This is a genomic window from Variovorax sp. GW823-FHT02B07, from assembly GCF_058797695.1.
In genome coordinates this window covers 1919491-1943731 of record NZ_JBXAJX010000001.1, presented here as the reverse complement: position 1 = coordinate 1943731, position 24241 = coordinate 1919491, and the positions used below count along the sequence as shown (strand labels likewise).

The following is a 24241-nucleotide window of genomic DNA, read 5'->3' as shown; positions in this document are numbered from 1 at the left end:
TGCAATTCCGCCTCGGCGCGCCTGAGGGCGCGCATGGGGCGCGACACAAAATCTAAGAACCTTCCGAGGACACCATGAGACTTATTTTGCTGGGCGCGCCCGGAGCAGGCAAAGGCACGCAAGCGACCTTCATCTGCCAGAAATACGGCATTCCCCAAATCTCCACCGGCGACATGTTGCGCGCCGCGGTCAAGGCAGGCACCCCCCTCGGGCTGCAGGCCAAGACGATCATGGATTCGGGTGCATTGGTCAGCGACGACCTGATCATCAACCTCGTGAAGGAACGCATCGCGCAGCCCGACTGCAACGGCGGTTTCCTGTTCGACGGCTTCCCGCGCACCATTCCGCAGGCCGACGCCATGAAGGCGGCCGGCGTCAAGCTCGACTACGTGCTCGAGATCGACGTGCCCTTCGGCGACATCATCGAACGCATGAGCGGCCGCCGCTCGCACCCGGCATCGGGCCGCACCTACCACGTCAAGTTCAATCCGCCGAAGGTGGAAGGCAAGGACGACGTGACCGGTGAAGAGCTGATCCAGCGCGAAGACGACAAGGAAGAGACCGTGCGCAAGCGGCTCGACGTCTACAGCCAGCAGACCCGTCCGCTGGTCGACTATTACTCGGCCTGGGCCAAGACCGATCCGGCCGCTGCGCCAAAGTACCGCGCCATCCAGGGCGTGGGCACGGTCGACGAGATCACGCAGCGCGCGCTTGCCGCACTGAACAGCTGATCCAGCGGCTGATTCGTCAGCCTCGTTCTCCTAGCCGCCCTCCGACTCCGGCAGGGCGGCCACTCCCAACAGTTCCAGCACCAGCGCGACCCGCGCCTTCACCGGCGTGAGTGCGCCCGCATCCCGCAGCCCGTCACCGGGTTTCGGCAGGATGCGTCCGTTCGTGCAGCGCGTGGCGCGCAGCACTGCCACGCCGCCGTCCTGCGCCTTCAGCGCCGCGCCTTCCAGCGCGTGGTGCACGGTGCCGTTGCCGGTCGTGGCCACGACCAGGCCGCGCAAGGGTTCCGCCGACGGGAGCAGCAAGGCCTCCACGATCGCACCGCTCGCGCCCGCGTGGCTCATGACAATCTCGACGCGGGGCCACGGCGTCGACACCGCCTCCAGCCGCGCCGCATCGAACGGCGCGCCCTGCGGCCACGCACGCACGCGCCGCACCTCGCCCTCTTCCACATAGCCGACCGGCCCCGCGTCGCCCGACGCGAAGGCCTCGAGGCGGTAGGTGTGCACCTTCTGCACATCGAGGCCACTGTGGATCGTGCCCGCGCACACCACCGTCACGCCCTGCGCGCCGGGCGTCGAGGCCACCGCGAGCGCGTCGCGCACGTTCTGCGGGCCATCGGGCGACAGGGCCGTCGCCGGGCGCATCGCGCAGGTCAGCACCACCGGCTTGGCCGGCGCGAGCACCGCGTGCAGGAAGAAGGCGGTCTCTTCCAGCGTGTCGGTGCCGTGCGTGACCACGATGCCGGCCACATCAGGCTGCGCCAGCCAGTGGGCGCAGCGCGCGGCCAGCTGGCGCCAGGTGTCGGCGTCCATGTCCTTGCTGTCGAGCTGCGCGACCTGCTCCGCCACCAGCGTCACGCCGGCCGGCGCCTCGATGCCGCCCAGCAGGTCCGCCACGCCCACCTGTCCGGCGGTGTAGCCGATGTTGTCGCCGCTGCTGGCGGCCTTGCCGGCAATGGTGCCGCCGGTGCCCAGCACGACCACGCGGCGCGTCTCGGACGAAGAGGAATGAGTCATGGCTTGTCAACTTTTGAAAACTGGTTAAAAATACAGGTACTGGATATCTAGCCAGTGCCGCAAGGAAACCACTATGCAGTTCGCAGTGAAGCTTACCGCCCGCCAGCAGCAGATCCTGGACCTGATCCAGGGCGCCATCGCACGCACCGGTGCGCCGCCTACGCGCGCCGAAATCGCCAACGAGCTGGGCTTCAAGTCGGCCAATGCCGCCGAGGAGCACCTGCAGGCCCTGGCCCGCAAGGGTGTGATCGAACTCGTCAGCGGCACCTCGCGCGGCATCCGCCTCAAGGGCGATGCGCTGCGCTCGCTCCACGAAACGCGCCACCGCGAAGGCAACCAGTTCTCGCTCTCGCTGCCCGGCATGGCCCAGCTCGCGCTGCCGCTCATCGGCCGCGTCGCAGCGGGTTCGCCCATCCTCGCGCAAGAGCACGTCGACCAGACCTACTACGTCGAGAACACGCTGTTCCAGCGCCAGCCCGACTACCTGCTCAAGGTGCGCGGCATGTCGATGCGCGACGCCGGCATCATGGACGGCGACCTGCTCGCCGTGCAGGCCACCAAGGAAGCGCGCAACGGCCAGATCGTGGTGGCGCGCCTGGGCGAAGAAGTCACCGTGAAGCGCCTGAAGCGCAACAAGCAGGTGATCGAGCTGCACGCCGAGAACCCCGACTACCCGACCATCATCGTCCAGCCCGGCGAGCCCTTCGAGATCGAAGGCCTCGCGGTCGGCCTCATCCGCAACACGATGCTGATGTAGCCCCGGGCCTGCTGCCCACACGCAGCAGCACCTCATCCGGCCGCGACAGGTGGCGGGCGTATGGCGCGAAGTCGCCATCACCCTGTCGTGGCCGACTCAAGAAATCCTGCCTGTGTTCAACCTCATACTTTTTTGGAGTTCACATGGGAATCGCCCTCCTCGCCATCGCCGACCTCTGGTCGCCCCTGCAATCGCTGGCCACCCGCTGGATGCCCGCTCGTCGCCCGTCGCATGGTGAGAGCGGCGACGCAGCGGCCGGCTTGCGCTACGTGGCCATTCGCCCGGCCTGCACGGCACGCACCCCCGGCAGCCCGGCGCCGGCCGCGTCACCGTCCGCCGCCACGCCCGCCCGACCGCTGCGCGTGGTCCGCGTGGTCGACCGGCAAGGCACGCAGCGCGGCTGCGCCAACCGGGTCGTGATCTCCGGCCGCATGGCCGACGTGTGCGCCGAACTCGACCGGCTCGCCGCACTGGAAGCCGCGGAAACCGGCAGCGGCGCGCCCCGCCCCAGCCACCTGCACTGAGAAAGTGCCAACGAACCCGCCGTGCCTGCGCACTCTGTGCGCCCCCTCATGCGCACGGCGGATTCACCTCCAACGGGCTGAAACAGGCCTCCCGGGCGCCATCCGGTGCCGGGTATCCAAACGTTCACACGTGCGACGTGCCGATGCTGCGAGGCACAATGGCATGCCATGAACATTGTGATCCTCGACGACTACCAGGACGCCGTGCGCAAGCTGCAGTGCGCTGCCAAGCTGGACGCTTACGCCGCCAAGGTCTACACCAACACGGTCAAGGGCATCGGTCAGCTGTCGGTTCGCCTCAAGGATGCGGACGTCATCGTGCTCATCCGCGAGCGCAGTCAGATCTCCCGCCAGCTGATCGAGAAGCTGCCCAAGCTCAAGCTGATTTCCCAGACCGGTCGCGTCGGCGGCCACATCGACGTCACGGCCTGCACCGAACGCGGTGTGGCGGTGGCCGAAGGCTCGGGCTCGCCGCAGGCACCCGCCGAACTCACCTGGGCGCTGATCATGGCGGCCATGCGCCGCCTGCCGCAGTACATCAGCAACCTCAAACACGGGGCCTGGCAGCAGTCGGGCCTCAAGTCGGCGTCGATGCCGCCGAATTTCGGCGTCGGCTCGGTGCTCAAGGGCAAGACGCTGTGCATCTGGGGCTACGGCCGCATCGGCCAGCTGGTGGCGCGCTATGGACAGGCCTTCGGCATGCAGGTCGTGATCTGGGGCCGCGAGGCCAGCTGCGCCAAGGCGCGCTCCGACGGCTTCCAGGTGGCGCAGAACCGCCACGAATTCTTTGCCGCCGCCGACGTGCTGTCGGTGCACCTGCGGCTCAACGAGGACACTCAGGGCCTCGTCAAGCTCGAAGACCTCTCGCGCATGAAGCCGACGGCGCTGTTCGTCAACACCTCGCGCGCCGAGCTGGTCGAGGCCGATGCCCTGCTGGCCGCGCTCAACCGCGGGCGCCCCGGGCTGGCGGCCATCGACGTGTTCGAGAGCGAGCCGCCGCTGCAGGGCCATGCGCTGCTGCGCCTCGAAAACTGCATCTGCACGCCGCACATCGGCTACGTCGAGCAGGAAAGCTACGAAAGCTACTTCGGCCAGGCGTTCGACAACGTCGTAAGCTTCATCAAGGGCAATCCCACGAACATCGTGAACCCCGGCGCGCTGCAGGTCCGGCGGTGAACGCATGAGCCGGCCCGCGCCGCAGCGAGGCGCGCTCTGGGCGCTGCTGGCCGGCAATTTCGTGATCGGCACGGGCGTGATGGTCGTGCCCGGCACCCTCAATGAGATCAGCGCCTCCTTGGCCATCAAGGTCGCCACCGCAGGCCAGCTGATCAGCGCGGCCGCCTTCGTGATGTGCCTGGGCGCCCCGCTGCTGGCCGCCGCGGTCGCCGGCTGGGACCGCCGCAAGCTGCTCGCCCTCACCCTGCTCTGGTACGCCGCGTGGCACGTGGTCGCGGCGCTCGCGCCCAGCTTCGGCGCGCTGCTGCCGGTGCGCATGCTCACGGTGATCGCGCCCGCTATCTTCACGCCCCAGGCCGCGGCCTGCGCCGGCATGCTGGTGCCGCCCGAGCAGCGCGGGCGCGCCGTCACCTTCGTCTTTCTCGGCTGGTCGGTGGCCTCGGTGCTGGGCCTGCCGATCGGCGCGCTGATCGGTGGCCACCTGGGCTGGCGCATGGCCTTCATGGCCATCGCGGCGCTCAGCGTCGTGAGCGCCGCCTCGGTCTGGCTCACGCTGCCCAGCGGCATCCGGCCCGCCGCGCTCACGGCCGCCGCCTGGTCGCGCGTGCTGCGCAGCCCGGTGCTGATGGGCATCGTGTCGGTCACGGCCCTGCAGGGCGTCGGCCAGTTCGTGCTGTTCAGCTATTTCGGCCCGCTGCTCAAGCAGGGCTTCGGCGCCGACGCCAACACGCTGAGCCTGATGTGGGCGCTGTTCGGCGCCTTCGGCCTGCTGGGCAACATGGTGGTGAGCCGCTACATCGACCGCGTCGGCGCCGGGCGCATGGTGCTGCTGACGACCGGGCTGATCGCGCTGAGCCTGCTGCTGTGGCCGCTGGCCAGCACGCTGGCGTGGCTGGCGGTGGTGCTCGTGCCCTGGGGCCTGGGCTGCTTTGCCACCAACTCCTCGCAGCAGGCGCGCCTCGTGGGGCTGGCGCCCGCCCTGGCGCCGGGCTCGGTGGCGCTCAACAGCTCGGGCATCTACATCGGCCAGGCCCTGGGCGCGGCGCTGGGCGGCTGGCTGCTGGCGAACGACGCCACCGAGTGGATGAGCCGGGTCGGTTTTGCACTGATGCTGCTGGCCATGGGCCTGAGCATCGCCATCGACCGCAGCCGCCGCCCGGCCTGATTCCGATGCCCCGCGTAACACCCGGGGCGCGGGTCTCCCGCGAGATTGCAAAATCGGAGCTTTCGTCCGCGTCGCGCACCCGCGCCGGCGCGGCCGCCCCGGACACCCACCAACCCATGAGAACCTTGATCCCATGACAGTGAACTACCCCCGAATCGGCGTGATCGGCGCCGGCGCCATGGGGCGCGGCATCGCGCAGATCGCCGCCCAGGCCGGCAGCGAAGTGCTGCTGCTCGACAGCTTCGCAGGCGCCGCCGAGCGTGGCCGCGAGGCCCTCGCCGCCCAATGGAACAAGCTGCACGAGAAGGGCAAGATCGACGCCCCCACGCGCGACGCCTACGTGGCGCGCGTGAAGGCGGTCGACGGCATGCAGGCGCTCGCCGGCTGCGACCTCGTGGTCGAGGCCGTGGTCGAGAACCTCGAGGTCAAGCGCACGCTGTTTCGCGAGCTCGAGGACGTGGTCGCGCCCACGGCCACGCTGGTCACCAACACCTCGTCGCTGTCGGTCACGGCCATCGCGGCCGGCCTGCAGCACCCCGCGCGTTTCGCGGGCTTCCACTTCTTCAACCCAGTGCCGCTCATGAAGGTGGTCGAGGTGGTGGCAGGCTTCAAGACCTCGCCCGAGGTCTGCCAGAAACTGGCCGGCTACGCCACGCAGATGGGCCACAGCGCGGTGCAGGCGCAGGACACGCCCGGCTTCATCGTCAACCACGCGGGCCGCGGCTACGGCACCGAGGCGCTGCGCATCGTCGGCGAAGGCGTGGCCGACTTCGCCACCATCGACCGCATCCTGAAGGACCAGGCCGGCTTTCGCCTCGGCCCGTTCGAGCTGCTCGACCTCACGGCGCTCGACGTGTCGCACCCGGTGATGGAGTCGATCTACCACCAGTACTTCGAAGAGCCGCGCTTCCGCCCGAGCGTGATCACCGCGCAGCGCCTGGCCGCCGGCGCACTCGGCCGCAAGACCGGCGAAGGCTTCTACCGCTACGACAACGGCGTGATGCAGCAGACGCCCGAAGCGCCGGCGCCGGTGATCGAAGGCACGCCCGCGGTCTGGGTGTCGCCGCGTGCCGCGCGCCGCGCCGAACTGCTGCGCCTGGTGAACACGCTGGGTGCGCAGATCGACAGCGGCAGCGCTCCCGCACCGCAGTCGATCATCCTGGTCGCGCCGCTGGGCTTCGACGTGACGACGGTCGCGGCGGTCGAGCGGCTGGACGCCACGCGCACCGTCGGCATCGACATGCTGATCGACGACGCCGCCACCAAGCGCCGCGTGCTCGCCACCAACCCGGCCACGCGCCGCGACGTGCGCGACGCCGCGCACGCCCTCTTCGCGCGCGACGGCAAGGCCGTGAGCGTGATCCGCGACAGCGGCGGCTTCGTCACGCAGCGCGTGATCGGCGCCATCGTCAACATCGCCGCCGACATGTGCCAGCAGCGCGTGTGCACGCCGGCCGACCTCGAGACCGCCGTGCAGCTGGGCCTGGGCTATCCGCGCGGCCCGCTCGCCATGGGCAACCTCTACGGGCCGACCAACATGCTCGAAGTGCTGTTCAACCTGCAGACCGTGTATGGCGATCCGCGCTATCGCCCGAGCCCGTGGCTGCGCCGCCGCGGCGCGCTGGGCCTGAGCCTGCTGCACGAAGAAGAATAAGCACGCACACCATGACCGCCGAACTCAAGAGCACCAGCGAAGGCAGCACCATGGTGCTGACCATCGTCAACCCGACCCAGCGCAATGCACTGGGCCCCGAGATCTATGCCGCCGGCATCGAGGCGCTGAACGGCGCCGAGAGCAGCGACGAGATCCGCAGCGTCGTCATCGTGGGCGAAGGCGCCTGGTTCTGCGCCGGCGGCTCGCTGCAGCGGCTGCTGGCCAACCGCCAGCTCGACCGCTCGGTGCAGGCCGAGAGCATCGAGGGCCTGCACAACTGGATCGACTCGATCCGCACCTTCCCCAAGCCGGTCATCGCGGCCGTCGAGGGCGCGGCGGCGGGCGCCGGCTTCTCGCTCGCGCTGGCCTGCGACTTCGTCGTGGCCGCGCGCGACGCCGTGTTCGCGGCCTCGTACAGCAACGTGGCGCTGTCGCCCGACGGCGGCCTCAGCTGGCACCTCGGGCAGGCGCTGCCGCGCCAGCTGGCGAGCGAATGGCTGATGAACGGCGAGCGCATCGAGGCCGCGCGCCTGCATGCCTTCGGCCTCGTCAACGAGCTCGCCGACAGCGGACAGGCGCTGGCCGGCGCGCTGGCCCTGGCCACCCGCCTGAACGCGCGCGCGCCGAACTCGCTGGCCAGCATCAAGGAGCTGCTGAGCGACGCGCGCGGCGCCACACTGGCGTCGCAGCTATCGCAGGAGCGCGATCATTTCGTGCGCAACCTGCACCACGCGAACGCGGGCATCGGCATCGCCGCGTTCCTCGACAAGACACCGCCACGCTACGAGTGACACCTCACGGCGTCGCTCCCGAGACACCCCACAGCTTTTCAGTCGCCGAGAGGACAGACCATGGACGACCCCATTCTTACCATCGAAGAACGTGAAGCGATCAACAGTGGTCGCTGGTTTTCTTCCCTATCTCCATCGCTACGGCACGACATCCTCCGATGCGCCTTTGTCAAACGCTACAAGGACGGCGACCTGCTCGCCGCGCGCGGCGACCCGCCCGAGCACTGGATCGCCTGTGCCAAGGGGGCGTTGCGCGTGAGCTCGACCGCGGTGTCGGGCAAGCAGGTGACGCTGACCTACGTCGAGCCGGGCATCTGGTTCGGCGACGTGGCGATGTTCGACGGGGAGCGGCGCACGCACGACACGTACTCGCACGGCGACACCACCGTGCTGTGCGTGGCGCGGGCCGATTTCCAGAAGATCCTGGCCACGCACGTCGAGCTGTACGAAGCGCTGATGCGGCTGCAGGCACGCCGCATCCGCACGCTGTTCGGGCTGGTGGAAGACCTCAACACCCTGCCCTTGCGCGCACGCCTGGCCAAGCAGCTCATCCACCTGGTGCGCAGCTACGGCGTGCCCAACCTGGACGACGGCAGCCAGACGCGCATCGGCCTGCAACTGGCGCAGGAAGAACTCGCGCAGCTGCTCGGCGCCTCGCGCCAGCGGGTCAACCAGGAACTCAAGACGATGGAGCGCGAGGGCACCATCCGGATCGAGCCGGCCGGACTGGTCGTGCTGGACCGCTCGGCGCTGATGCACATCTCTGAAGCAGACAACTAAAAAAGATTCGACATGAGCCAGGACTTCTCCAGTTTCATCGGCACCCGCGCGGTGTCCCAACAGCACACCTTCGACGTGGACGCGCTCGCGGCCTGGCTCGAAAAGAACCTCGAGGGCTTCCAGGGTCCGCTGACGGTCGAGATGTTCAAGGGCGGTCAGTCCAACCCGACCTACAAGCTCGTCACGCCCACGCAGAGCTACGTGATGCGCGCCAAGCCCGGCCCGGTCGCCAAGCTGCTGCCCTCGGCCCATGCGGTCGAGCGCGAATACAAGGTGATGCGCGGGCTGCAAGGTACCGACGTGCCCGTGCCGCGCATGTACTGCCTGTGCGAAGACGAGTCCATCATCGGCCGCGCCTTCTACATCATGGAGTTCATGCAGGGCCGCGTGCTGTGGGACCAGTCGCTGCCCGGCTTCAGCAACGCCGAACGCGCCGCCTACTACGACGAGATGAACCGCGTCATCGCGGCGCTGCACACGGTCGACTTCGCCGCCCGCGGCCTGGGCGACTACGGCAAGCCCGGCAATTATTTCGAGCGCCAGATCGGCCGCTGGAGCAAGCAGTACAAGGCCTCGGCCGACGGCGCCGGCGAACTGTCGCAGCCCATCGACGCCATGGAGCGCCTGATCGACTGGCTGCCCGCCCACATGCCGGCGAGCGCACGCGACGAGACCAAGGTCTCGATCGTGCATGGCGACTACCGCCTGGACAACGTGATGTTCCACGCCACCGAGCCGCGCATCATCGCGGTGCTCGACTGGGAACTCTCCACGCTGGGCCACCCGCTGGCCGACTTCAGCTACCACTGCATGTCGTGGCACATGCCCCCCACCACCGGCCGCGGCATCGGCGGCGTGGACGTGGCGGCGCTGGGCATTCCCACCGAGAGCGAATACATCGCCCGCTATTGCGAGCGCACGCGCATCAGCACGCCCGAGGCGCTGGCGCCCGACTGGAATTTCTACCAGGCCTACAACCTGTTTCGCATGGCCGCCATCCTGCAGGGCATTGCGAAACGCGTCGAAGCCGGTACCGCATCGAGCGAGCAAGCCGTGGCGTCCGCCCGTGGCGCACGGCCGATGGCCGAGATGGCCTGGCAATTTGCCCAAAAGGCATAGCCAGCCCTCCCCTTAACCCCACCAGGAGACAGCATGGATTTCGAATATTCGGCCAAAACCAAGGAGCTTCAGAAGCGCGTTCTCGCCTTCATGGAAGACCACATCTACCCGGCCGAAGCCGAGTACAGCGCCGAACTGGCCGCCAACACGGTCGCCGGCAAGCGCTGGAGCGCCCTGCAGACCGTCGAGAAGCTCAAGGCCAAGGCCAAGGCACAAGGCCTGTGGAACCTGTTCCTGCCGGTCGACAGCGCCTCGGCCTCGGGCTATGAGGGTGCCGGCCTGACCAACCAGGAGTACGCCCCGCTGGCCGAGATCATGGGCCGGGTGCCATGGGCCTCCGAAGCCTTCAACTGCTCGGCGCCCGACACCGGCAACATGGAAACCATCGCCCGCTACGGCTCGGAAGAGATCAAGGCGCGCTGGCTCAAGCCGCTGCTCGAAGGCCAGATCCGCTCGGCCTTCGCCATGACCGAACCCGACGTCGCTTCCAGCGATGCCACCAACATCGCCACGCGCATCGAGCGCCAGGGCGACGAGTACGTCATCAACGGCCACAAGTGGTGGATCTCCGGTGCCGCCGATCCGCGCTGCGCCGTGTTCGTCACCATGGGCAAGACCGATCCCGAAGCGCCCAAGCACTCGCAGCAGAGCATGGTCATCGTGCCCGCCGACACCAAGGGCATCCGCATCGTGCGCCCCCTGAACGTGATGGGCTACGACGACGCGCCGCACGGCCACGTCGAGATGTATTTCGAGAACGTGCGCGTGCCCGTCGGCAACATCCTGCTGGGCGAAGGCCGCGGCTTCGAGATCGCCCAAGGCCGCCTTGGCCCCGGACGCATCCACCACTGCATGCGCCTGATCGGCCTGGCCGAACGCGCGCTCGAGCTGATGTGCAAGCGCGCCTCGTCGCGCGTGGCCTTCGGCAAGACCGTCGCCTCGCAGACCGTCACGCAGGAACGCATCGCCGAAGCGCGCTGCAAGATCGACATGGCCCGCCTGCTCACGCTGAAGGCCGCCTGGCTGATGGACGTGGCCGGCAACAAGGTCGCACGCACCGAGATCGCGATGATCAAGGTCGTGGCACCCACCATGGCCTGCCAGGTCATCGACTGGGCCATGCAGGTCCACGGCGGCGGCGGCATGTGCGACGACTTCCCGCTGGCCTCGGCCTACGCACAGGCGCGCACGCTGCGCTTTGCCGACGGTCCGGACGAAGTGCACCGCAACGCGATCGCCAAGTGGGAGCTGGGCAAGTACGCCGCCGACAAGTCGGGTGCCACCGCCGACGCGCCTGTCACGCGCTTCTGATCCAGACAAAAGAAAGGGCGCGATCGCCGCGCCCTTCTCTTTCCAATCTGGCCATGCCGCCTACGCCTTGCGCGTCGGCGGCATTTTTATTTACCGCATTCGGTCAGAGCTTCTTCTGCAGGAAGACGGCGTGGCCGAATTCCGGGTCGAGCTGGTAGCTGACGAAGCCTTCGCGCTGGTAGCTGCGCAGCGCGGGGGCGTTGCCCGACAGCACCTCGAGCGTGAGCTTGCAGGCGCCGCGCCGCCGGGCTTCCTGCTCGACCTGCGCAAACATCTGCTGTGCCACGCGCTGGCCACGGTGGCTGGCGCGCACGACCACGTCGTGCACATTGACCAACGGCTGGCAGGCGAAGGTCGAGAAACCCTCGATGCAGTTGATCAGGCCCACGGGCGTGTCGCCGTCGAAAGCCAGCACGCTGAACGCCTGCGGACGCGCCGCCAACGCGGCGGGCAGGCCTTCGCGCACCGATGCGGGCAATGGCGTGCCGCCGCCGGCTGGGTCGCGCGCGTAGCTGTCGAGCAACTCGACCAGCGCCGCCGCTTGCAGCGGATCGCGGTAGTCGGCCAGGCGGATTTCGATGCGGCCCGCCGTCGTCATGCGGCGGGCTTGAGCGTGGCCGCGAGGCGCTCGGCGCAAGACTGCGATTGCTTCGGATCGCGCGCCTCGACCATCACGCGCACCAGCGGCTCGGTGCCACTCGCACGGATCAGCACGCGGCCCGCATCGCCCAGCTCGGCCTCGATGCGCTTGGTTTCGCTGGCGAGCGCCTGGTTGCTCTTCCAGTCCTGGTCGGGCGCGAGGCGCACGTTGATGAGCGTCTGCGGGAACAGCGTGACGCCTTCGAGCAGCTGCGCCACCGTCTTGCCGCTGCGCACGCAGGCCTGCAGCACCTGCAGCGCGCTGACGATGCCGTCGCCCGTGGTGTGGCGGTCGAGCGCCAGCAGGTGGCCGGAGCCTTCGCCGCCGAGCAGCCAGCCGCGCTTGTCGAGCTCTTCGAGCACGTAGCGGTCGCCGACCTTGGCGCGCACGAACTCGATGTCTTGTGCGCGCAGGGCCATCTCGACGGCCTTGTTGGTCATGAGCGTGCCGACCACGCCCGCCGGCTTCTCGCCGCGCGCGATGCGCTCGGCCACCATCAGGTACAGCAGCTCGTCGCCGTTGAACAGGCGGCCGCTGGCGTCGACCAGCTGCAGCCGGTCGGCGTCGCCGTCCAGCGCGATGCCGTAGTCGGCCTTCTGCGCCGTCACGGTGGCGACCAGCGCCTCGGGGTGCGTGGCGCCGAAACCCTTGTTGATGTTGAGGCCGTCGGGTGCGCAGCCGATGCTGGTGACGTCCGCGCCCAGTTCGTGGAACACGTTCGGCGCCACCTGGTAGGCCGCGCCGTGGGCGGCATCGACCACCAGCTTCATGCCGCGCAGCGACAGGTCGTTGGCGAAGGTGCTCTTGCAGAACTCGATGTAGCGGCCGTCCGCATCGTTGAGGCGGCGGGCCTTGCCCAGGTTGGCCGAGTCGACCCAGACGGGCTCCTCTTCGAGCGCGGCCTCGACAGCCAGCTCCCAGGCGTCGTCGAGCTTGGTGCCCTGCGCGCTGAAGAACTTGATGCCGTTGTCGGGAAAGGCGTTGTGGCTGGCGCTGATCACCACGCCCAGGCTGGCGCGCTGGGCGCGCGTGAGGTAGGCCACGCCCGGCGTGGGCAGCGGGCCGAGCAGCACCACATCGACGCCGGCGGAGTTGAAGCCCGACTCGAGCGCCGACTCGAGCATGTAGCCCGAGATGCGGGTGTCCTTGCCGATCAGCACCGTGGGACGGGCCTGGGTTTTCTTGAGCACGCGGCCGACGGCGTGCGCGAGGCGCAGCACGAAATCGGGGGTGATGGGCGATTGGCCGACCGTGCCGCGGATGCCGTCGGTGCCGAAATACTTACGGGTCATGTTGTTGCTCTTTGAAGGTGTTCTTGCGGTGCTTCCGCGCGCATGGCACGCCATACGGCGAGGGCGGCGACGGTGTCGCGCACGTCGTGCACCCGCACGACAGCCGCCCCCCGGTCCACGGCCAGCACGGCGGCTGCCACGCTGGGCACGGTACGCCCGGATGCATTGTCGATGCCGGTGACGGCCCCGATGGAGGACTTGCGGGACCAACCTAGCAACAAGGGGTAACCGGTTGCCAACAATTCCCGCTGTCGACCGAGGAGCGCGAAGTTCTGCGCCACGCTCTTGCCGAAACCGACGCCCGGATCGAGCGTGATGCGCGCGGGGTCGATGCCCAGCGCCGTCAGGGGCGCCAGTTGCGCGTCCCAGAAAGCCAGCACCTCGGGAACCACGTCGCCCTGCATAGGCAGCGCCTGCATGGTCTGAGGGTCGCGGTGCATGTGCATCAGGCAGATGCCGCAGGTCGGGTGCGCCGCCACGGCCTCGCGCGCGCCGGGTCGGCGCAGCGCCCAGATGTCGTTGACGATGTCCGCGCCCAGGTCGAGCACGGCGCGCATCACCTCGGGCTTGTAGGTGTCGATGGACAGCGGCACGTTCAGCTTCACCGCCTCGCGCACCACGGGCAGCACGCGCGCCAGCTCGGCGTCGAGCGGCACGGCGGGGCTGCCGGGGCGGGTCGATTCGCCGCCGATGTCGAGGATGTCGGCGCCCTCCTTCAGCAACTGCTCGCAGTGCTTCAGCGCCGTCTCGGTCGACGCGTGCGCGCCGCCGTCGGAGAAGGAATCGGGCGTGACGTTGACGATGCCCATCACGCGCGGCTGCGCGAGATCAATCCTGAAACGCGAGGTCTGCCAAACCGCACCATCTGGCTCACCATGGAAAACGGGGCCAGAGGCCCCGTTGTTGCTTGATTTCAAGTCCACCTCAAGCGGCGGTCGGCGCCGGGTCAGGATTGACGGCCGGCGTGCCACCACTGCCGCCGCTGCCCGAAGGCGGAATGCGCGGCGTCCAGTCCTTGGGCGGACGCGGTGCGCGGCCGGCCATGATGTCGTCGAGCTGTTCGCTGTCGATGGTTTCCCATTCGAGCAGCGCCTTGGCCATGGCGTGCATCTTGTCGCTGTTCTCTTCGATGAGGCGGCGCGCCAGGGCGTACTGCTCGTCGATGATGCGGCGCACCTCGCCGTCGACCTTTTCCATGGTCTGTTCGCTCATGTTGGTCGTCTTGGTGACCGAGCGGCCCAGGAACACTTCGCCTTCGTTCTCGGCATAGACCATCGGGCCCAGCGCGTCGGTCATGCCGTAGCGCGTGACCATATCGCGGGCAATGGAGGTCGCGCGCTCGAAGTCGTTGCTGGCGCCGGTGGTCATCTGGTGCATGAACACTTCTTCGGCGATGCGGCCACCGAACAGCATGCTGATCTGGTTCAGCATGTACTCGCGGTCGTAGCTGTAGCGGTCCTGCGACGGCAGGCTCATGGTCACGCCGAGGGCGCGGCCACGCGGAATGATCGTGACCTTGTGGACCGGGTCGCACTTGGGCAGCAGCTTGCCGATGAGGGCGTGGCCGGACTCGTGGTAGGCCGTGTTGCGGCGCTCTTCCTCGGGCATGACCATGCTCTTGCGCTCGGGGCCCATGAAGATCTTGTCCTTGGCCTTCTCGAAGTCCTGCATCTCGACCACGCGCGCATTGCGGCGGGCGGCCATCAGAGCGGCTTCGTTGCACAGGTTGGCCAGGTCGGCACCCGACATGCCGGGCGTGCCGCGGGCGATGACGCTCGGGTTCACGTCCTGGCCCAGCGGGACCTTGCGCATGTGGACGGCCAGGATCTGTTCGCGGCCGCGGATGTCGGGCAGCGTGACGTACACCTGACGGTCGAAACGGCCCGGACGCAGCAGAGCAGCGTCCAGGATGTCCGGGCGGTTGGTGGCAGCCACCACGATCACGCCGAGGTTGGTTTCGAAGCCGTCCATCTCGACCAGCATCTGGTTGAGGGTTTGCTCGCGCTCGTCATTGCCACCGCCGAGACCGGCGCCGCGCTGGCGACCCACCGCATCGATTTCATCGATGAAGATGATGCAGGGCGCGTTCTTCTTGGCGTTCTCGAACATGTCGCGCACACGGGCCGCACCCACGCCGACGAACATTTCGACGAAGTCGGAACCGGAGATCGAGAAGAACGGCACCTTGGCTTCGCCGGCGATCGACTTGGCCAGCAGCGTCTTGCCGGTGCCCGGAGGGCCGACCAGCAGCAGGCCGCGCGGAATGCGGCCGCCGAGCTTCTGGAAGCGCTGCGGGTCTTTGAGGAAGTCGACGACTTCACGGACTTCTTCCTTTGCCTCATCGCAGCCCGCGACGTCGGCGAAGGTCACCGTGTTGTTGTTCTCGTCCATCATGCGGGCCTTGCTCTTGCCGAAGCTGAACGCCCCGCCCTTGCCGCCGCCCTGCATCTGGCGCATGAAGTAGATCCACACGCCGATCAGCAGCAGCATCGGGCCCCAGCTGACCAGCAAGGTCATGAGGAGCGAGCCTTCTTCGCGCGGCTTGACGTCGAACTTGACGTTGTGGTCGATCAGGTCGCCCACGAGACCGCGGTCGAGGACCGTGGCGGTCGTGCGGATCTTGCGATCGTCGTTGGTGACGGCGACGATCTCGCCGCCGCCGGCACCTTCAGGAATGATGGCGCTCTTGATCTGGTTGTTGCGGACCTGGTCCAGGAACTCGGAATAGCTCACCGTTCCCGAGCCGACGCCACCGCGGGTGTCGAACTGCTTGAACACAGTGAACAACACCATGGCAATGACGAGCCATACGGCAACTTTGGAAAACCACTGATTGTTCAAACGAAGCTCCAGTCGAAAGCGCGTGACGGGAATATGAAATACGCGCTGAGGGTACGCAATTGCGCCCCATTTTAGGCTTTTCAAGCTGCGAAAAGCGGACATTTCCCTATAGCAGCCATAGGCTGACAAGGGTTTGCGCCCCTGGAGGGCACGCTGCGGCAAGGTATCAATGCGTATCGAGCGCCTTCAATCCCCTGCCGATGAGGAAGGTCTCGGCCGATTTGTCGCGCGATGCCTTGGGCTTGAGCGGCTTCACGACGCGGAAATTGGCCTTGAACATCTTGACCAATTCGTCGTACCCGCTGCCGTGGAACACCTTCGCCACCAATGCCCCTTCGGGCTTCATGTGGTGCTGGGCGAAGTCGATGGCCAGCTCGATCAGGTGCGCCACCCGGGCAGCGTCGGCCGAATGGATGCCCGACAGGTTGGGCGCCATGTCGGACACCACCAGGTCGGCCTTGCGGCCGTCCAGCACGGCCAGGAGCTGCTCCAGCAGTGCGTCTTCGCGGAAGTCGCCCTGCAGGAAGGTCACGCCTTCGATGGGCTCCATCGGCAGCAGGTCGAGCGAGATGATGGTGCCGTTGAGGTCGCCGACCGCCGCCCCGCCGGGCGACATGCGGCGCCGCAGGTACTGGCTCCAGGCGCCCGGGGTCGAGCCCAGGTCGACCACCAGCTGGCCGGGCTTGACCAGCCCGAGCGACTCGTCGATTTCCTTGAGCTTGTAAGCCGCGCGGGCGCGGTAGCCCTCTCTGGTCGCGAGCTTCACGTAGGGGTCGTTGATGTGGTCGTGAAGCCACGCCTTGTTGACTTTTTTGCTTTTGGCTTTGGTGCTCATGAGGGTGTTCGTGTACGCGTCGATAATACGGGGATGCCCGCCATTCAACTTACCCCTGCCGAGCGCAAGGTGCACCGCGCCGAAGCTCACCACCTGGATCCGATCGTCATGGTCGGTGGAGACGGGCTCACCCCTGCCGTGAAAAAGGAGGCCGACGCGGCCCTGAAGGCCCATGGCCTGATCAAGGTGCGCGTCTTCTCCGACGACCGCCTCGCGCGTGACGCCATGCTCCAGGAGCTCGCCGACGAGCTCGACGCCGCCCCGATCCAGCACATCGGCAAGCTGCTCGTGCTGTGGCGTCCGAAGCCCGAAAAAGAGCGTGTGATCGACGAAGACCGCATGCCCGGCCCGCGCGACGTGAAGATCGTCAAGTACAGCAAGCGCGGCGGCCAGCGCCCTGAAATCAAGACCCTGCGCGTGCTCGGCAACCAGCGCCTCACCCCGGGCGGCACCATCAAGCGCGCCAAGGCCAAGCGTCCGCTGTCGGCCAAGAAACGCAACCAGGCGGACTGAACTTGGTGGCAGCGCAAGGCGCCCAGCGCCATATCCTCTGCATGAAGTGGGGCACCAAGTACGGCCCCGAGTACGTCAACCGGCTCTACGCCATGGTGCGCCGCCACCTCAGCGGCGACTTCAAGTTCGTCTGCCTGACCGACGACGGTAACGGCATCCGCCCCGAAGTGACGTGCCTGCCCATTCCGCCGCTCAACCTCCAGCTGGCCCCGGGCCAGCGCGACGGCGCCTGGAAGAAGCTCACGACCTTCGAGCAGGACCTGCACGGCCTGCGCGGCACCGCCCTCTTCCTGGACGTCGACGTGGTGATCGTCGGCAGCCTGGACGCCTTCTTCGAGCAGCCCGGCGAGTTCCTGATCATTCACGACTACGCCCGCCCCTGGCGGCGCGAGCGGATCACGGGCAATTCATCGGTCTACCGCTTCGAGCTGGGCGCCCATGCCGACGTGCTGGCGTACTTTCGCGCCAACATGGACAAGGTGCAGGCCGAATACCGCAACGAGCAGGCCTACCTGTCGGACGTGCTGCACAAGCAGGGCAAGCTGGCCTACTGGCCGGCGGCCTGGTGCCCGAGCTTCAAGTACCACGGCATCCCGACCTGGCCGACCAACTACTGGGAAGAGCCCTTCGTGCCCGAAGGCGCCCGCGTGATGGTGTTCCACGGCGAGTGCAACCCGCCCGATGCGTTGGCGGGGCGGCGCAACCGCGCCTTCCGCTACATCCGGCCGGCGAGCTGGGTCGCCAAGCACTGGAAAGAGTGAAGCCGGAGGCGGCGATGCGTGTCGCCGCCCCGGTTCAGCGTGGCGCCCGAGCGGCGCCGCCCATGCGCCACAGCAACGTGCCGGCGCACACCCACTGAACGAAATACATGCCCGTGCCCACGGCGTGCCACAGCTTGAGGTTGTCGCGCGCCACGATGCGCGGCGCCACGGCGTACTGCTGCAACAGCGCCAGCAGCAGCGCCGCCAGCACCAGGAAGATGGCCGTCAACACCGGCCCGGTCATGCCGTCGTCGGCCTTCTGGCGGAAATGGATCAGCAGGATCAGCCCACAGCCGATGGCGATCCAGCTTTGCGCCTCGAACAGCTGGGCCGCGAAATTGCCCGCCACCGCCGGGTTGCCGAGCCGGGCGAACAGCATCGGCACCACCAGGAAGCCGATGGTGCTGAGGCTGCCCCACCAGAGGGCCGCCAGCATCAGCGCGACGCGGTCTTTCATCCGGCTCAGAGGTAGCGGACCGCCACGATCTCGTAGCGCTTGAGGCCGCCCGGCGCCTGCACTTCGGCCGTGTCGCCCTCTTCCTTGCCGATGAGCGCGCGTGCGATCGGGCTGGAGATGTTGATGAGGCCGAGCTTCAGGTCGGCTTCGTCTTCGCCCACGATCTGGTACTTGACGGCATCGCCCGACTCTTCTTCCTCGAGCTCGACGGTCGAGCCGAACACCACCTTGCCACCGGCATCGAGCTCGCTCGGGTCGATGATCTGCGCGGCCGAGAGCTTGCCTTCGACTTCCTGGATGCGGCCTTCGATGAAGCCCTGGCGGTCCTTGGCGACTTCGTATTCGGCGTTTTCGCTCAGGTCGCCCTGGGCGCGTGCCTCGGAAATGGCGTTGATGACCCAGGGACGGTCGACCGTCTTGAGCTGGTGCAGTTCGGCGCGCAGTTTCTCAGCGCCGCGCTTGGTGATCGGAATGGTGGCCATGTTGTTGGTTCTCCATAAAGCGAAACCGCCGAACGCTGCCGTTCGGCGGTCGATTGAGGGAATTGATCAGACGAGTGTGCGTCCGGTCAGCCGGCTCAGGATGGCGAGCGGGCTCGATTCGGGATTGTATTGCTTCGATGCGGCCAGATGAAGGGTCTGCTCGAGCATGTACTGGCCCGCCATCACGGCGTGCGAGGTCTGGTCCGAGAAGCACACCCACACCGAACCCGGCGGGAATTTCGCCGTTTCCTGCGGCGAGTTTTCCTGGTACGCCATGTCCGACTTCATGCCGTCGTGCAGCTGCAGCATCAGGTGGTCGTACTCGCTGCGGAACGACTTGGTGACGTGCAGCGCCTGCAGCAGCTTGGCCTGCCAGCGCGCATAGGGCTTGGCCCGCGGCAGAAAGCGTTTGGCGATGTCCTCGAAAGGCTCGCCCACGCGCCACACGCGCGGTGCGCCGTCGGGATTGACGTTGGTAAACACGCGCAGGATGCGCTCGCCGTAATTGGGCCGCGACGGGAACGCATCGACGTGCAGGCGCCGGTCGTCGGCGCGCCACGATTGCACGCGCGTCTCGACCTGGGCCGGCCTGTAGCTGGTCGGCGCCAGGCGCAAGGCCGGCGTGTAGTGCGGCAGCAGCCCATGGATGAGCTGCTGCGCCTGCGTGCGAAAACGCTTCACCATCGCCGCCGTGGCACGCTGCACCGCCTCATCACCCACGGCGCCCTTGAGCTTGCCGTGGGCGTCGAGGCTGATGTTGCGCACGTCGGGCGACAGCAGGCTGGGCGTCAGCAGGCTGCGCTCTTCAGGCAGCAGCTCGAAGCCCAGCCGCGGGAAGTACAGCACCTTGCCGGCTTCCAGTTCCGCGATCCACGCCTCGTTGGGCGTGGCCGCGTTCCAGTCCGCGAGGTCCAGTTCGACCAGCTGCGTTTCCATGGCGGTGCCCGGTCAGGCCGCGGCCAGCTGCGCGTGCATCTCCTGCACCGAGATCACGCCCAGCTCGTCCATGAAGCCCATGCCTTCGACCGCGGCTTCGGCGCCGAAGATCGTGGTGAAGGTGGTCACGCGCGCCAGCAGTGCCGAGGTGCGGATCTGGCGCGAGTCGGTGATCGCGTTGCGGCGCTCTTCCACCGTGTTGATGACCAAGGCAATCTCGTTGTTCTTGATCATGTCCACGATGTGCGGGCGGCCTTCGGTCACCTTGTTGACCGTCTCACAGGCGATGCCGGCGGCGCTGATGGCGGCGGCGGTGCCCTTGGTGGCAACCAGCTCGAAGCCCAGCTTGGCCAGACCGCGCGCCACTTCGACGGCACGCGCCTTGTCGTTGTTCTTCACCGAGATGAAAGCCTTGCCCGACTTGGGCAGCAACGTGCCCGCGCCCAGCTGCGACTTCACGAAGGCTTCGCCGAAGGTCTTGCCCACGCCCATGACTTCGCCGGTCGACTTCATCTCGGGGCCGAGGATGGTGTCCACGCCCGGGAACTTGACGAACGGGAACACGGCTTCCTTCACGCTGAAGTACGGCGGCGTCACTTCCTTGGTCACGCCCTGCGACGCGAGCGACTGGCCGGCCATGCAGCGTGCCGCCACCTTGGCCAGCTGGATGCCCGTGGCCTTGCTCACGTAAGGCACGGTGCGCGACGCACGCGGGTTCACTTCGAGCACGTAGATGACGTCCTTGCCGTCCTTCTGCTGGATGGCGAACTGCACGTTCATCAGGCCGACCACGTTCAGCGCCTTGGCCATGGCGGCGCTCTGGCGCTTCAGCTCGGCCACCGTGTCGGCGTTCAGGCTGTAGGGCGGCAGCGAGCAGGCGGAGTCGCCCGAGTGCACGCCGGCCTGTTCGATGTGCTCCATCACGCCGCCGATCAGCGTGCCGCCTTCGGCGTCGCGGATGCAGTCGACGTCGCACTCGACGGCGTCGTTCAGGAAGCGGTCGAGCAGCACCGGCGAGTCATTGCTGACCTTCACGGCCTCGCGCATGTAGCGCTCGAGGTCGCGCTGCTCGTGCACGATTTCCATCGCGCGGCCGCCGAGCACGTAGCTCGGGCGCACCACCAGCGGGTAGCCCAGGGCCGCAGCCTTTTCGAGCGCTTCGGGTTCGGTGCGCGCGGTGGCGTTCGGCGGCTGGCGCAGGCCCAGCTCGTGCAGCAGCTTCTGGAAGCGCTCACGGTCTTCGGCCGCGTCGATCATGTCGGGCGAGGTGCCGATGATCGGCACGCCGTTGGCTTCGAGGTCGAGCGCAAGCTTCAGCGGCGTCTGGCCGCCGTACTGCACGATCACGCCGAGCGGCTTTTCCTTGTCGACGATCTCGAGCACGTCTTCGAGCGTCAGCGGCTCGAAGTACAGGCGGTCCGAGGTGTCGTAGTCGGTCGACACGGTCTCGGGGTTGCAGTTGACCATGATGGTCTCGTAACCGTCCTCGCGCATGGCGAGCGCGGCGTGCACGCAGCAGTAGTCGAACTCGATGCCCTGGCCGATGCGGTTGGGACCACCGCCGAGCACCATGATCTTCTTCTTGTCCGTCGGGTCGGCCTCGCACTCGTCCTCGTAGGTCGAGTACATGTAGGCGGTGTTGGTCGCGAACTCGGCTGCGCAGGTGTCCACGCGCTTGTAGACCGGGCGCACGCCCAGGGCGCGGCGCTTCTCGCGGATGGCCGTGTCGGTGGTCTTGAGCTGCTTGGCCAGGCGACGGTCGGAGAAGCCCTTCTTCTTGAGCGCGAGCAGCGTGTCCTTGTCGATGTCGTCGAGCGACTTGGTTTCCAGTTCGAGTTCGATCTTCACGATCTCTTCGATCTGCACCAGGAACCACGGGTCGATCTTGGTCAGCGCGAACACTTCATCGACGCTCAGGCCCATGGCGAAGGCGTCGCCCACGTACCAGATGCGCTCGGGACCGGGCTCGCCCAGTTCCTTCTCGAGCACTTCGCGGTCCTGCGTCTTCTCGTTCAGGCCGTCGACGCCCACTTCGAGGCCGCGCAGGGCCTTCTGGAACGATTCCTGGAAGGTGCGGCCCATGGCCATCACCTCGCCCACCGACTTCATCTGCGTCGTGAGGCGCGAGTCGGCCTGCGGGAATTTCTCGAAGGCGAAACGCGGAATCTTGGTGACCACGTAGTCGATCGACGGCTCGAACGACGCGGGCGTGGCACCGCCGGTGATTTCGTTGCGCAGCTCGTCGAGCGTGTAGCCCACAGCCAGCTTGGCGGCGACCTTGGCGATCGGGAAGCCCGTGGCCTTGGAGGCCAGCGCCGAGGAGCGCGACACGCGCGGGTTCATCTCGATGACGACCATGCGGCCGTCCTTCGGGTTGATGGAGAACTGCACGTTCGAGCCGCCGGTGTCGACGCCGATCTCACGCAGCACGGCCAGCGAGGCGTTGCGCAGGATCTGGTATTCCTTGTCGCTCAGCGTCTGCGCGGGGGCCACGGTGATCGAGTCGCCGGTGTGCACGCCCATCGGGTCGAGGTTTTCGATCGAGCAGACGATGATGCAGTTGTCGGCCTTGTCGCGCACGACTTCCATCTCGTACTCTTTCCAGCCGAGCAGCGACTCTTCGATCAGCAGCTCGTTGGTGGGCGAGGCTTCGATGCCGCGCTTGCAGATGGTCTCGAACTCTTCCGGGTTGTAGGCGATGCCGCCGCCAGTGCCGCCCAGCGTGAAGCTGGGGCGGATGACGACCGGGAAGCCGACCGTCTTCTGCACGGCCCACGCCTCGTCGAGCGTGTGGGCGATGCCCGAACGCGCCGAGCCCAGGCCGATCTTGGTCATCGCGTCCTTGAACTTCAGGCGGTCCTCGGCCTTGTCGATGGCTTCGGGCGTGGCGCCGATCAGCTCGATCGGGCGGTTCGTGGCCGTACCGGTGTACTTGTCGAGCACGCCGTTGCGCCACAGGTCGAGCGCGCAGTTCAGCGCGGTCTGGCCGCCCATGGTCGGCAGGATCGCGTCGGGACGTTCCTTGGCGATGATTTTTTCAACCGTCTGCCAGGTGATGGGCTCGATGTAGGTGACGTCGGCCGTGGCCGGGTCGGTCATGATCGTCGCGGGGTTGCTGTTGATCAGGATGACCTTGTAGCCCTCTTCGCGCAGCGCCTTGCAGGCTTGCACGCCGGAGTAGTCGAACTCGCAGGCCTGGCCGATGATGATCGGGCCGGCGCCGATGATGAGGATCGATTTGAGGTCGGTGCGCTTAGGCATTCTTGTGCTCCGTCTTGTGCTTTTCCATGAGTGCCGTGAAGCGATCGAACAGGTAGCCGATGTCGTGCGGGCCCGGCGAGGCTTCGGGGTGGCCCTGGAAGCAGAACGCGGGCTTGTCGGTGCGCGCCAGGCCCTGCAGCGTGTTGTCGAACAGGCTGATGTGGGTGGGACGCAGGTTGGCCGGCAGCGACTTCTCGTCGACCGCGAAGCCGTGGTTCTGGCTGGTGATGCTCACGCGGCCGTTGTCCAGGTCCTTCACCGGATGGTTCGCGCCGTGGTGGCCGAACTTCATCTTGAAGGTCTTGGCGCCCGAAGCGAGCGCCATGATCTGGTGGCCCAGGCAGATGCCGAAGGTGGGAATGCCGGTTTCGATCAGTTCCTTGACGGCGCTGATGGCGTAGTCGCAGGGCTGCGGGTCACCGGGGCCGTTGGCCAGGAAGATGCCATCGGGCTTGAGCTTGAGCACGTCGGCCGCGGGCGTCTGCGCTGGCACCACGGTGATGCGCGCGCCGCGCTGCGCGATCATGCGCAGGATGTTCTTCTTGACGCCGTAGTCGAACGCGACCACGTGGAACTGCGGCGTGATCTGCACGCCGTAGCCCGCGCCGAGCTTCCACTCGGTCTCGGTCCATTCGTAGGTCTGCTTGACCGACACCACCTTGGCCAGGTCGAGGCCGGCCATGCTGGGCGCGGCCTTGGCGGCGGCGATGGCCTTGTCGATCAGCGCCTGCGTCACGGTCTCGCCTGCGGCCAGGCCCAGGATGCAGCCGTTCTGCGCGCCGTGGGTGCGCAGGTGGCGCGTGAGCTTGCGGGTGTCGATGTTCGCAATGGCCACCGTGTTGCCGGACACGAGGTACTCGGTCAGCGTGGCGGTCTTGCGGAAGTTGGACGCGACGAGGGGCAGGTCCTTGATGATCAGGCCCGCGGCATGGATCTTGTCGGCTTCGATGTCCTCGCCGTTGACACCATAGTTGCCGATGTGCGGATACGTCAGGGTGACGATCTGCTGGCAGTAGCTGGGGTCGGTGAGGATTTCCTGGTAACCGGTCATCGCGGTGTTGAACACCACTTCACCGGTCGTGGAGCCGGCGGCTCCGATCGAGTTGCCGAGAAAGACCGTGCCGTCTGCGAGCGCCAGGATGGCGGGCGGGAAACTTCCCTTGAGAGACAAAAGCACTGGGTTCTCCGGATGGTTACG

23 protein-coding genes are annotated in these 24241 nt (G+C 67.3%); 12 read left to right on the top strand and 11 right to left on the bottom strand.

All coding sequences use genetic code 11. The annotated features are described in order from the left end of the window. Positions 1 to 74 precede the first annotated feature (74 nt). A complete protein-coding gene (gene adk, locus AC1RGU_RS09065) occupies positions 75 to 731 on the top strand; it encodes an adenylate kinase (protein ID WP_062471515.1) in 657 nt (218 codons plus the stop codon). A gap of 30 nt (positions 732 to 761) precedes the next feature. Here adk and AC1RGU_RS09060 read toward each other — a convergent pair whose 3' ends face one another. After that, positions 762 to 1748, bottom strand: a complete 987-nt coding sequence (locus AC1RGU_RS09060; protein ID WP_492696053.1) for an asparaginase — start codon at positions 1746 to 1748, stop codon at positions 762 to 764. A 73-nt stretch (positions 1749 to 1821) separates the two neighbouring features. On the opposite strand from AC1RGU_RS09060, the gene lexA reads away from it, so the two are divergent. The 9 genes from lexA to AC1RGU_RS09015 all read left to right on the top strand — a co-directional run bounded on the left by lexA (position 1822) and on the right by AC1RGU_RS09015 (position 11025). Beyond that, positions 1822 to 2505: a transcriptional repressor LexA gene (gene lexA / locus AC1RGU_RS09055; protein ID WP_062471522.1), complete on the top strand. Its 684-nt coding sequence runs from the start codon at positions 1822 to 1824 to the stop codon at positions 2503 to 2505. Positions 2506 to 2648: 143 nt separating this feature from the next. Continuing rightward, on the top strand, positions 2649 to 3029 hold the full coding sequence (locus AC1RGU_RS09050; RefSeq protein ID WP_492696051.1) for a hypothetical protein: 381 nt from the start codon (positions 2649 to 2651) through the stop codon (positions 3027 to 3029). Between the two features lie 168 nt (positions 3030 to 3197). After that, positions 3198 to 4205 (top strand): D-2-hydroxyacid dehydrogenase family protein, encoded by a 1008-nt coding sequence (locus AC1RGU_RS09045; protein WP_062471528.1) that lies wholly within the window; start codon positions 3198 to 3200, stop codon positions 4203 to 4205. Positions 4206 to 4209: 4 nt separating this feature from the next. Beyond that, positions 4210 to 5370: an MFS transporter gene (locus AC1RGU_RS09040; protein WP_492696049.1), complete on the top strand. Its 1161-nt coding sequence runs from the start codon at positions 4210 to 4212 to the stop codon at positions 5368 to 5370. A 133-nt stretch (positions 5371 to 5503) separates the two neighbouring features. Beyond that, positions 5504 to 7024 (top strand): 3-hydroxyacyl-CoA dehydrogenase, encoded by a 1521-nt coding sequence (locus AC1RGU_RS09035; RefSeq protein ID WP_369647157.1) that lies wholly within the window; start codon positions 5504 to 5506, stop codon positions 7022 to 7024. An 11-nt stretch (positions 7025 to 7035) separates the two neighbouring features. Next, entirely contained in the window at positions 7036 to 7815 is a 780-nt protein-coding gene (locus AC1RGU_RS09030) for an oxepin-CoA hydrolase, alternative type (RefSeq protein ID WP_492696046.1), read from the top strand. Positions 7816 to 7875: 60 nt separating this feature from the next. Beyond that, positions 7876 to 8595 carry a Crp/Fnr family transcriptional regulator gene (locus AC1RGU_RS09025; RefSeq protein ID WP_062471540.1) on the top strand — a complete coding sequence of 240 codons (720 nt, stop codon included), beginning with the start codon at positions 7876 to 7878 and terminating at the stop codon, positions 8593 to 8595. Positions 8596 to 8607: 12 nt separating this feature from the next. After that, positions 8608 to 9714 carry a phosphotransferase gene (locus AC1RGU_RS09020; protein ID WP_159271910.1) on the top strand — a complete coding sequence of 369 codons (1107 nt, stop codon included), beginning with the start codon at positions 8608 to 8610 and terminating at the stop codon, positions 9712 to 9714. A 33-nt stretch (positions 9715 to 9747) separates the two neighbouring features. Beyond that, positions 9748 to 11025, top strand: a complete 1278-nt coding sequence (locus tag AC1RGU_RS09015; protein ID WP_139706559.1) for an acyl-CoA dehydrogenase family protein — start codon at positions 9748 to 9750, stop codon at positions 11023 to 11025. Positions 11026 to 11128: 103 nt separating this feature from the next. On the opposite strand, the gene AC1RGU_RS09010 is transcribed toward AC1RGU_RS09015, so the two are convergent. The 5 genes from AC1RGU_RS09010 to AC1RGU_RS08990 all read right to left on the bottom strand — a co-directional run bounded on the left by AC1RGU_RS09010 (position 11129) and on the right by AC1RGU_RS08990 (position 16633). Next, positions 11129 to 11623: a GNAT family N-acetyltransferase gene (locus AC1RGU_RS09010; RefSeq protein ID WP_492696044.1), complete on the bottom strand. Its 495-nt coding sequence runs from the start codon at positions 11621 to 11623 to the stop codon at positions 11129 to 11131. Then, positions 11620 to 12957 (bottom strand): phosphoglucosamine mutase, encoded by a 1338-nt coding sequence (glmM, locus tag AC1RGU_RS09005; protein ID WP_492696042.1) that lies wholly within the window; start codon positions 12955 to 12957, stop codon positions 11620 to 11622. Before glmM ends, AC1RGU_RS09010 begins: the two co-directional genes overlap by 4 nt. Beyond that, positions 12954 to 13766, bottom strand: a complete 813-nt coding sequence (folP, locus tag AC1RGU_RS09000) for a dihydropteroate synthase (RefSeq protein ID WP_492696454.1) — start codon at positions 13764 to 13766, stop codon at positions 12954 to 12956. Before folP ends, glmM begins: the two co-directional genes overlap by 4 nt. Positions 13767 to 13881: 115 nt before the next feature. Continuing rightward, a complete protein-coding gene (ftsH, locus tag AC1RGU_RS08995; RefSeq protein ID WP_062471558.1) occupies positions 13882 to 15798 on the bottom strand; it encodes an ATP-dependent zinc metalloprotease FtsH in 1917 nt (638 codons plus the stop codon). 166 nt (positions 15799 to 15964) lie between these two features. Beyond that, positions 15965 to 16633 carry an RlmE family RNA methyltransferase gene (locus tag AC1RGU_RS08990; RefSeq protein ID WP_390344147.1) on the bottom strand — a complete coding sequence of 223 codons (669 nt, stop codon included), beginning with the start codon at positions 16631 to 16633 and terminating at the stop codon, positions 15965 to 15967. Between the two features lie 33 nt (positions 16634 to 16666). Between AC1RGU_RS08990 and AC1RGU_RS08985 the strand changes: the two genes are divergently transcribed. Together AC1RGU_RS08985 and AC1RGU_RS08980 are read left to right on the top strand one after the other, a co-directional pair. After that, positions 16667 to 17146 carry a YhbY family RNA-binding protein gene (locus tag AC1RGU_RS08985; RefSeq protein ID WP_062471564.1) on the top strand — a complete coding sequence of 160 codons (480 nt, stop codon included), beginning with the start codon at positions 16667 to 16669 and terminating at the stop codon, positions 17144 to 17146. 41 nt (positions 17147 to 17187) lie between these two features. Beyond that, positions 17188 to 17907: a glycosyltransferase gene (locus AC1RGU_RS08980; RefSeq protein WP_167395020.1), complete on the top strand. Its 720-nt coding sequence runs from the start codon at positions 17188 to 17190 to the stop codon at positions 17905 to 17907. Between the two features lie 34 nt (positions 17908 to 17941). Here the strand turns inward: AC1RGU_RS08980 and AC1RGU_RS08975 are convergent, their stop codons facing one another. From AC1RGU_RS08975 to carA, 5 genes are all read right to left on the bottom strand, one after another. Further along, positions 17942 to 18364: a DUF4149 domain-containing protein gene (locus AC1RGU_RS08975; protein ID WP_095947721.1), complete on the bottom strand. Its 423-nt coding sequence runs from the start codon at positions 18362 to 18364 to the stop codon at positions 17942 to 17944. Between the two features lie 5 nt (positions 18365 to 18369). Next, entirely contained in the window at positions 18370 to 18846 is a 477-nt protein-coding gene (gene greA / locus AC1RGU_RS08970) for a transcription elongation factor GreA (RefSeq protein ID WP_056518766.1), read from the bottom strand. Positions 18847 to 18912: 66 nt separating this feature from the next. Next, positions 18913 to 19782, bottom strand: a complete 870-nt coding sequence (gene kdoO, locus AC1RGU_RS08965; RefSeq protein ID WP_492696039.1) for a Kdo hydroxylase KdoO — start codon at positions 19780 to 19782, stop codon at positions 18913 to 18915. Positions 19783 to 19794: 12 nt separating this feature from the next. After that, the gene (carB, locus tag AC1RGU_RS08960; protein WP_095745193.1) at positions 19795 to 23043 is read right to left on the bottom strand and encodes a carbamoyl-phosphate synthase large subunit; all 3249 of its coding nucleotides are present in this window, start codon (positions 23041 to 23043) and stop codon (positions 19795 to 19797) included. Continuing rightward, positions 23036 to 24220, bottom strand: coding sequence for a glutamine-hydrolyzing carbamoyl-phosphate synthase small subunit (gene carA, locus AC1RGU_RS08955; protein ID WP_062471578.1), 1185 nt, complete (start codon positions 24218 to 24220; stop codon positions 23036 to 23038). The genes carB and carA overlap by 8 nt, the downstream gene beginning before the upstream one ends. Positions 24221 to 24241: the final 21 nt, after the last annotated feature.

Coding starts and splice junctions, on each gene's coding strand:
- AC1RGU_RS08985 (WP_062471564.1), top strand. CDS start 16,667: ATGCCCGCCATTCAACTTACCCCTGCCGAGCGCAAGGTGCACCGCGCC.
- folP (WP_492696454.1), bottom strand. CDS start 13,766: ATGGGCATCGTCAACGTCACGCCCGATTCCTTCTCCGACGGCGGCGCG.
- AC1RGU_RS09025 (WP_062471540.1), top strand. CDS start 7,876: ATGGACGACCCCATTCTTACCATCGAAGAACGTGAAGCGATCAACAGT.
- AC1RGU_RS09015 (WP_139706559.1), top strand. CDS start 9,748: ATGGATTTCGAATATTCGGCCAAAACCAAGGAGCTTCAGAAGCGCGTT.
- AC1RGU_RS08990 (WP_390344147.1), bottom strand. CDS start 16,633: ATGAGCACCAAAGCCAAAAGCAAAAAAGTCAACAAGGCGTGGCTTCAC.
- lexA (WP_062471522.1), top strand. CDS start 1,822: ATGCAGTTCGCAGTGAAGCTTACCGCCCGCCAGCAGCAGATCCTGGAC.
- glmM (WP_492696042.1), bottom strand. CDS start 12,957: ATGACCCGTAAGTATTTCGGCACCGACGGCATCCGCGGCACGGTCGGC.
- kdoO (WP_492696039.1), bottom strand. CDS start 19,782: ATGGAAACGCAGCTGGTCGAACTGGACCTCGCGGACTGGAACGCGGCC.
- AC1RGU_RS09035 (WP_369647157.1), top strand. CDS start 5,504: ATGACAGTGAACTACCCCCGAATCGGCGTGATCGGCGCCGGCGCCATG.
- AC1RGU_RS09060 (WP_492696053.1), bottom strand. CDS start 1,748: ATGACTCATTCCTCTTCGTCCGAGACGCGCCGCGTGGTCGTGCTGGGC.
- AC1RGU_RS09020 (WP_159271910.1), top strand. CDS start 8,608: ATGAGCCAGGACTTCTCCAGTTTCATCGGCACCCGCGCGGTGTCCCAA.
- AC1RGU_RS09030 (WP_492696046.1), top strand. CDS start 7,036: ATGACCGCCGAACTCAAGAGCACCAGCGAAGGCAGCACCATGGTGCTG.
- AC1RGU_RS08975 (WP_095947721.1), bottom strand. CDS start 18,364: ATGAAAGACCGCGTCGCGCTGATGCTGGCGGCCCTCTGGTGGGGCAGC.
- carB (WP_095745193.1), bottom strand. CDS start 23,043: ATGCCTAAGCGCACCGACCTCAAATCGATCCTCATCATCGGCGCCGGC.
- AC1RGU_RS09050 (WP_492696051.1), top strand. CDS start 2,649: ATGGGAATCGCCCTCCTCGCCATCGCCGACCTCTGGTCGCCCCTGCAA.
- greA (WP_056518766.1), bottom strand. CDS start 18,846: ATGGCCACCATTCCGATCACCAAGCGCGGCGCTGAGAAACTGCGCGCC.
- AC1RGU_RS09010 (WP_492696044.1), bottom strand. CDS start 11,623: ATGACGACGGCGGGCCGCATCGAAATCCGCCTGGCCGACTACCGCGAT.
- adk (WP_062471515.1), top strand. CDS start 75: ATGAGACTTATTTTGCTGGGCGCGCCCGGAGCAGGCAAAGGCACGCAA.
- AC1RGU_RS08980 (WP_167395020.1), top strand. CDS start 17,188: ATGAAGTGGGGCACCAAGTACGGCCCCGAGTACGTCAACCGGCTCTAC.
- AC1RGU_RS09045 (WP_062471528.1), top strand. CDS start 3,198: ATGAACATTGTGATCCTCGACGACTACCAGGACGCCGTGCGCAAGCTG.
- AC1RGU_RS09040 (WP_492696049.1), top strand. CDS start 4,210: ATGAGCCGGCCCGCGCCGCAGCGAGGCGCGCTCTGGGCGCTGCTGGCC.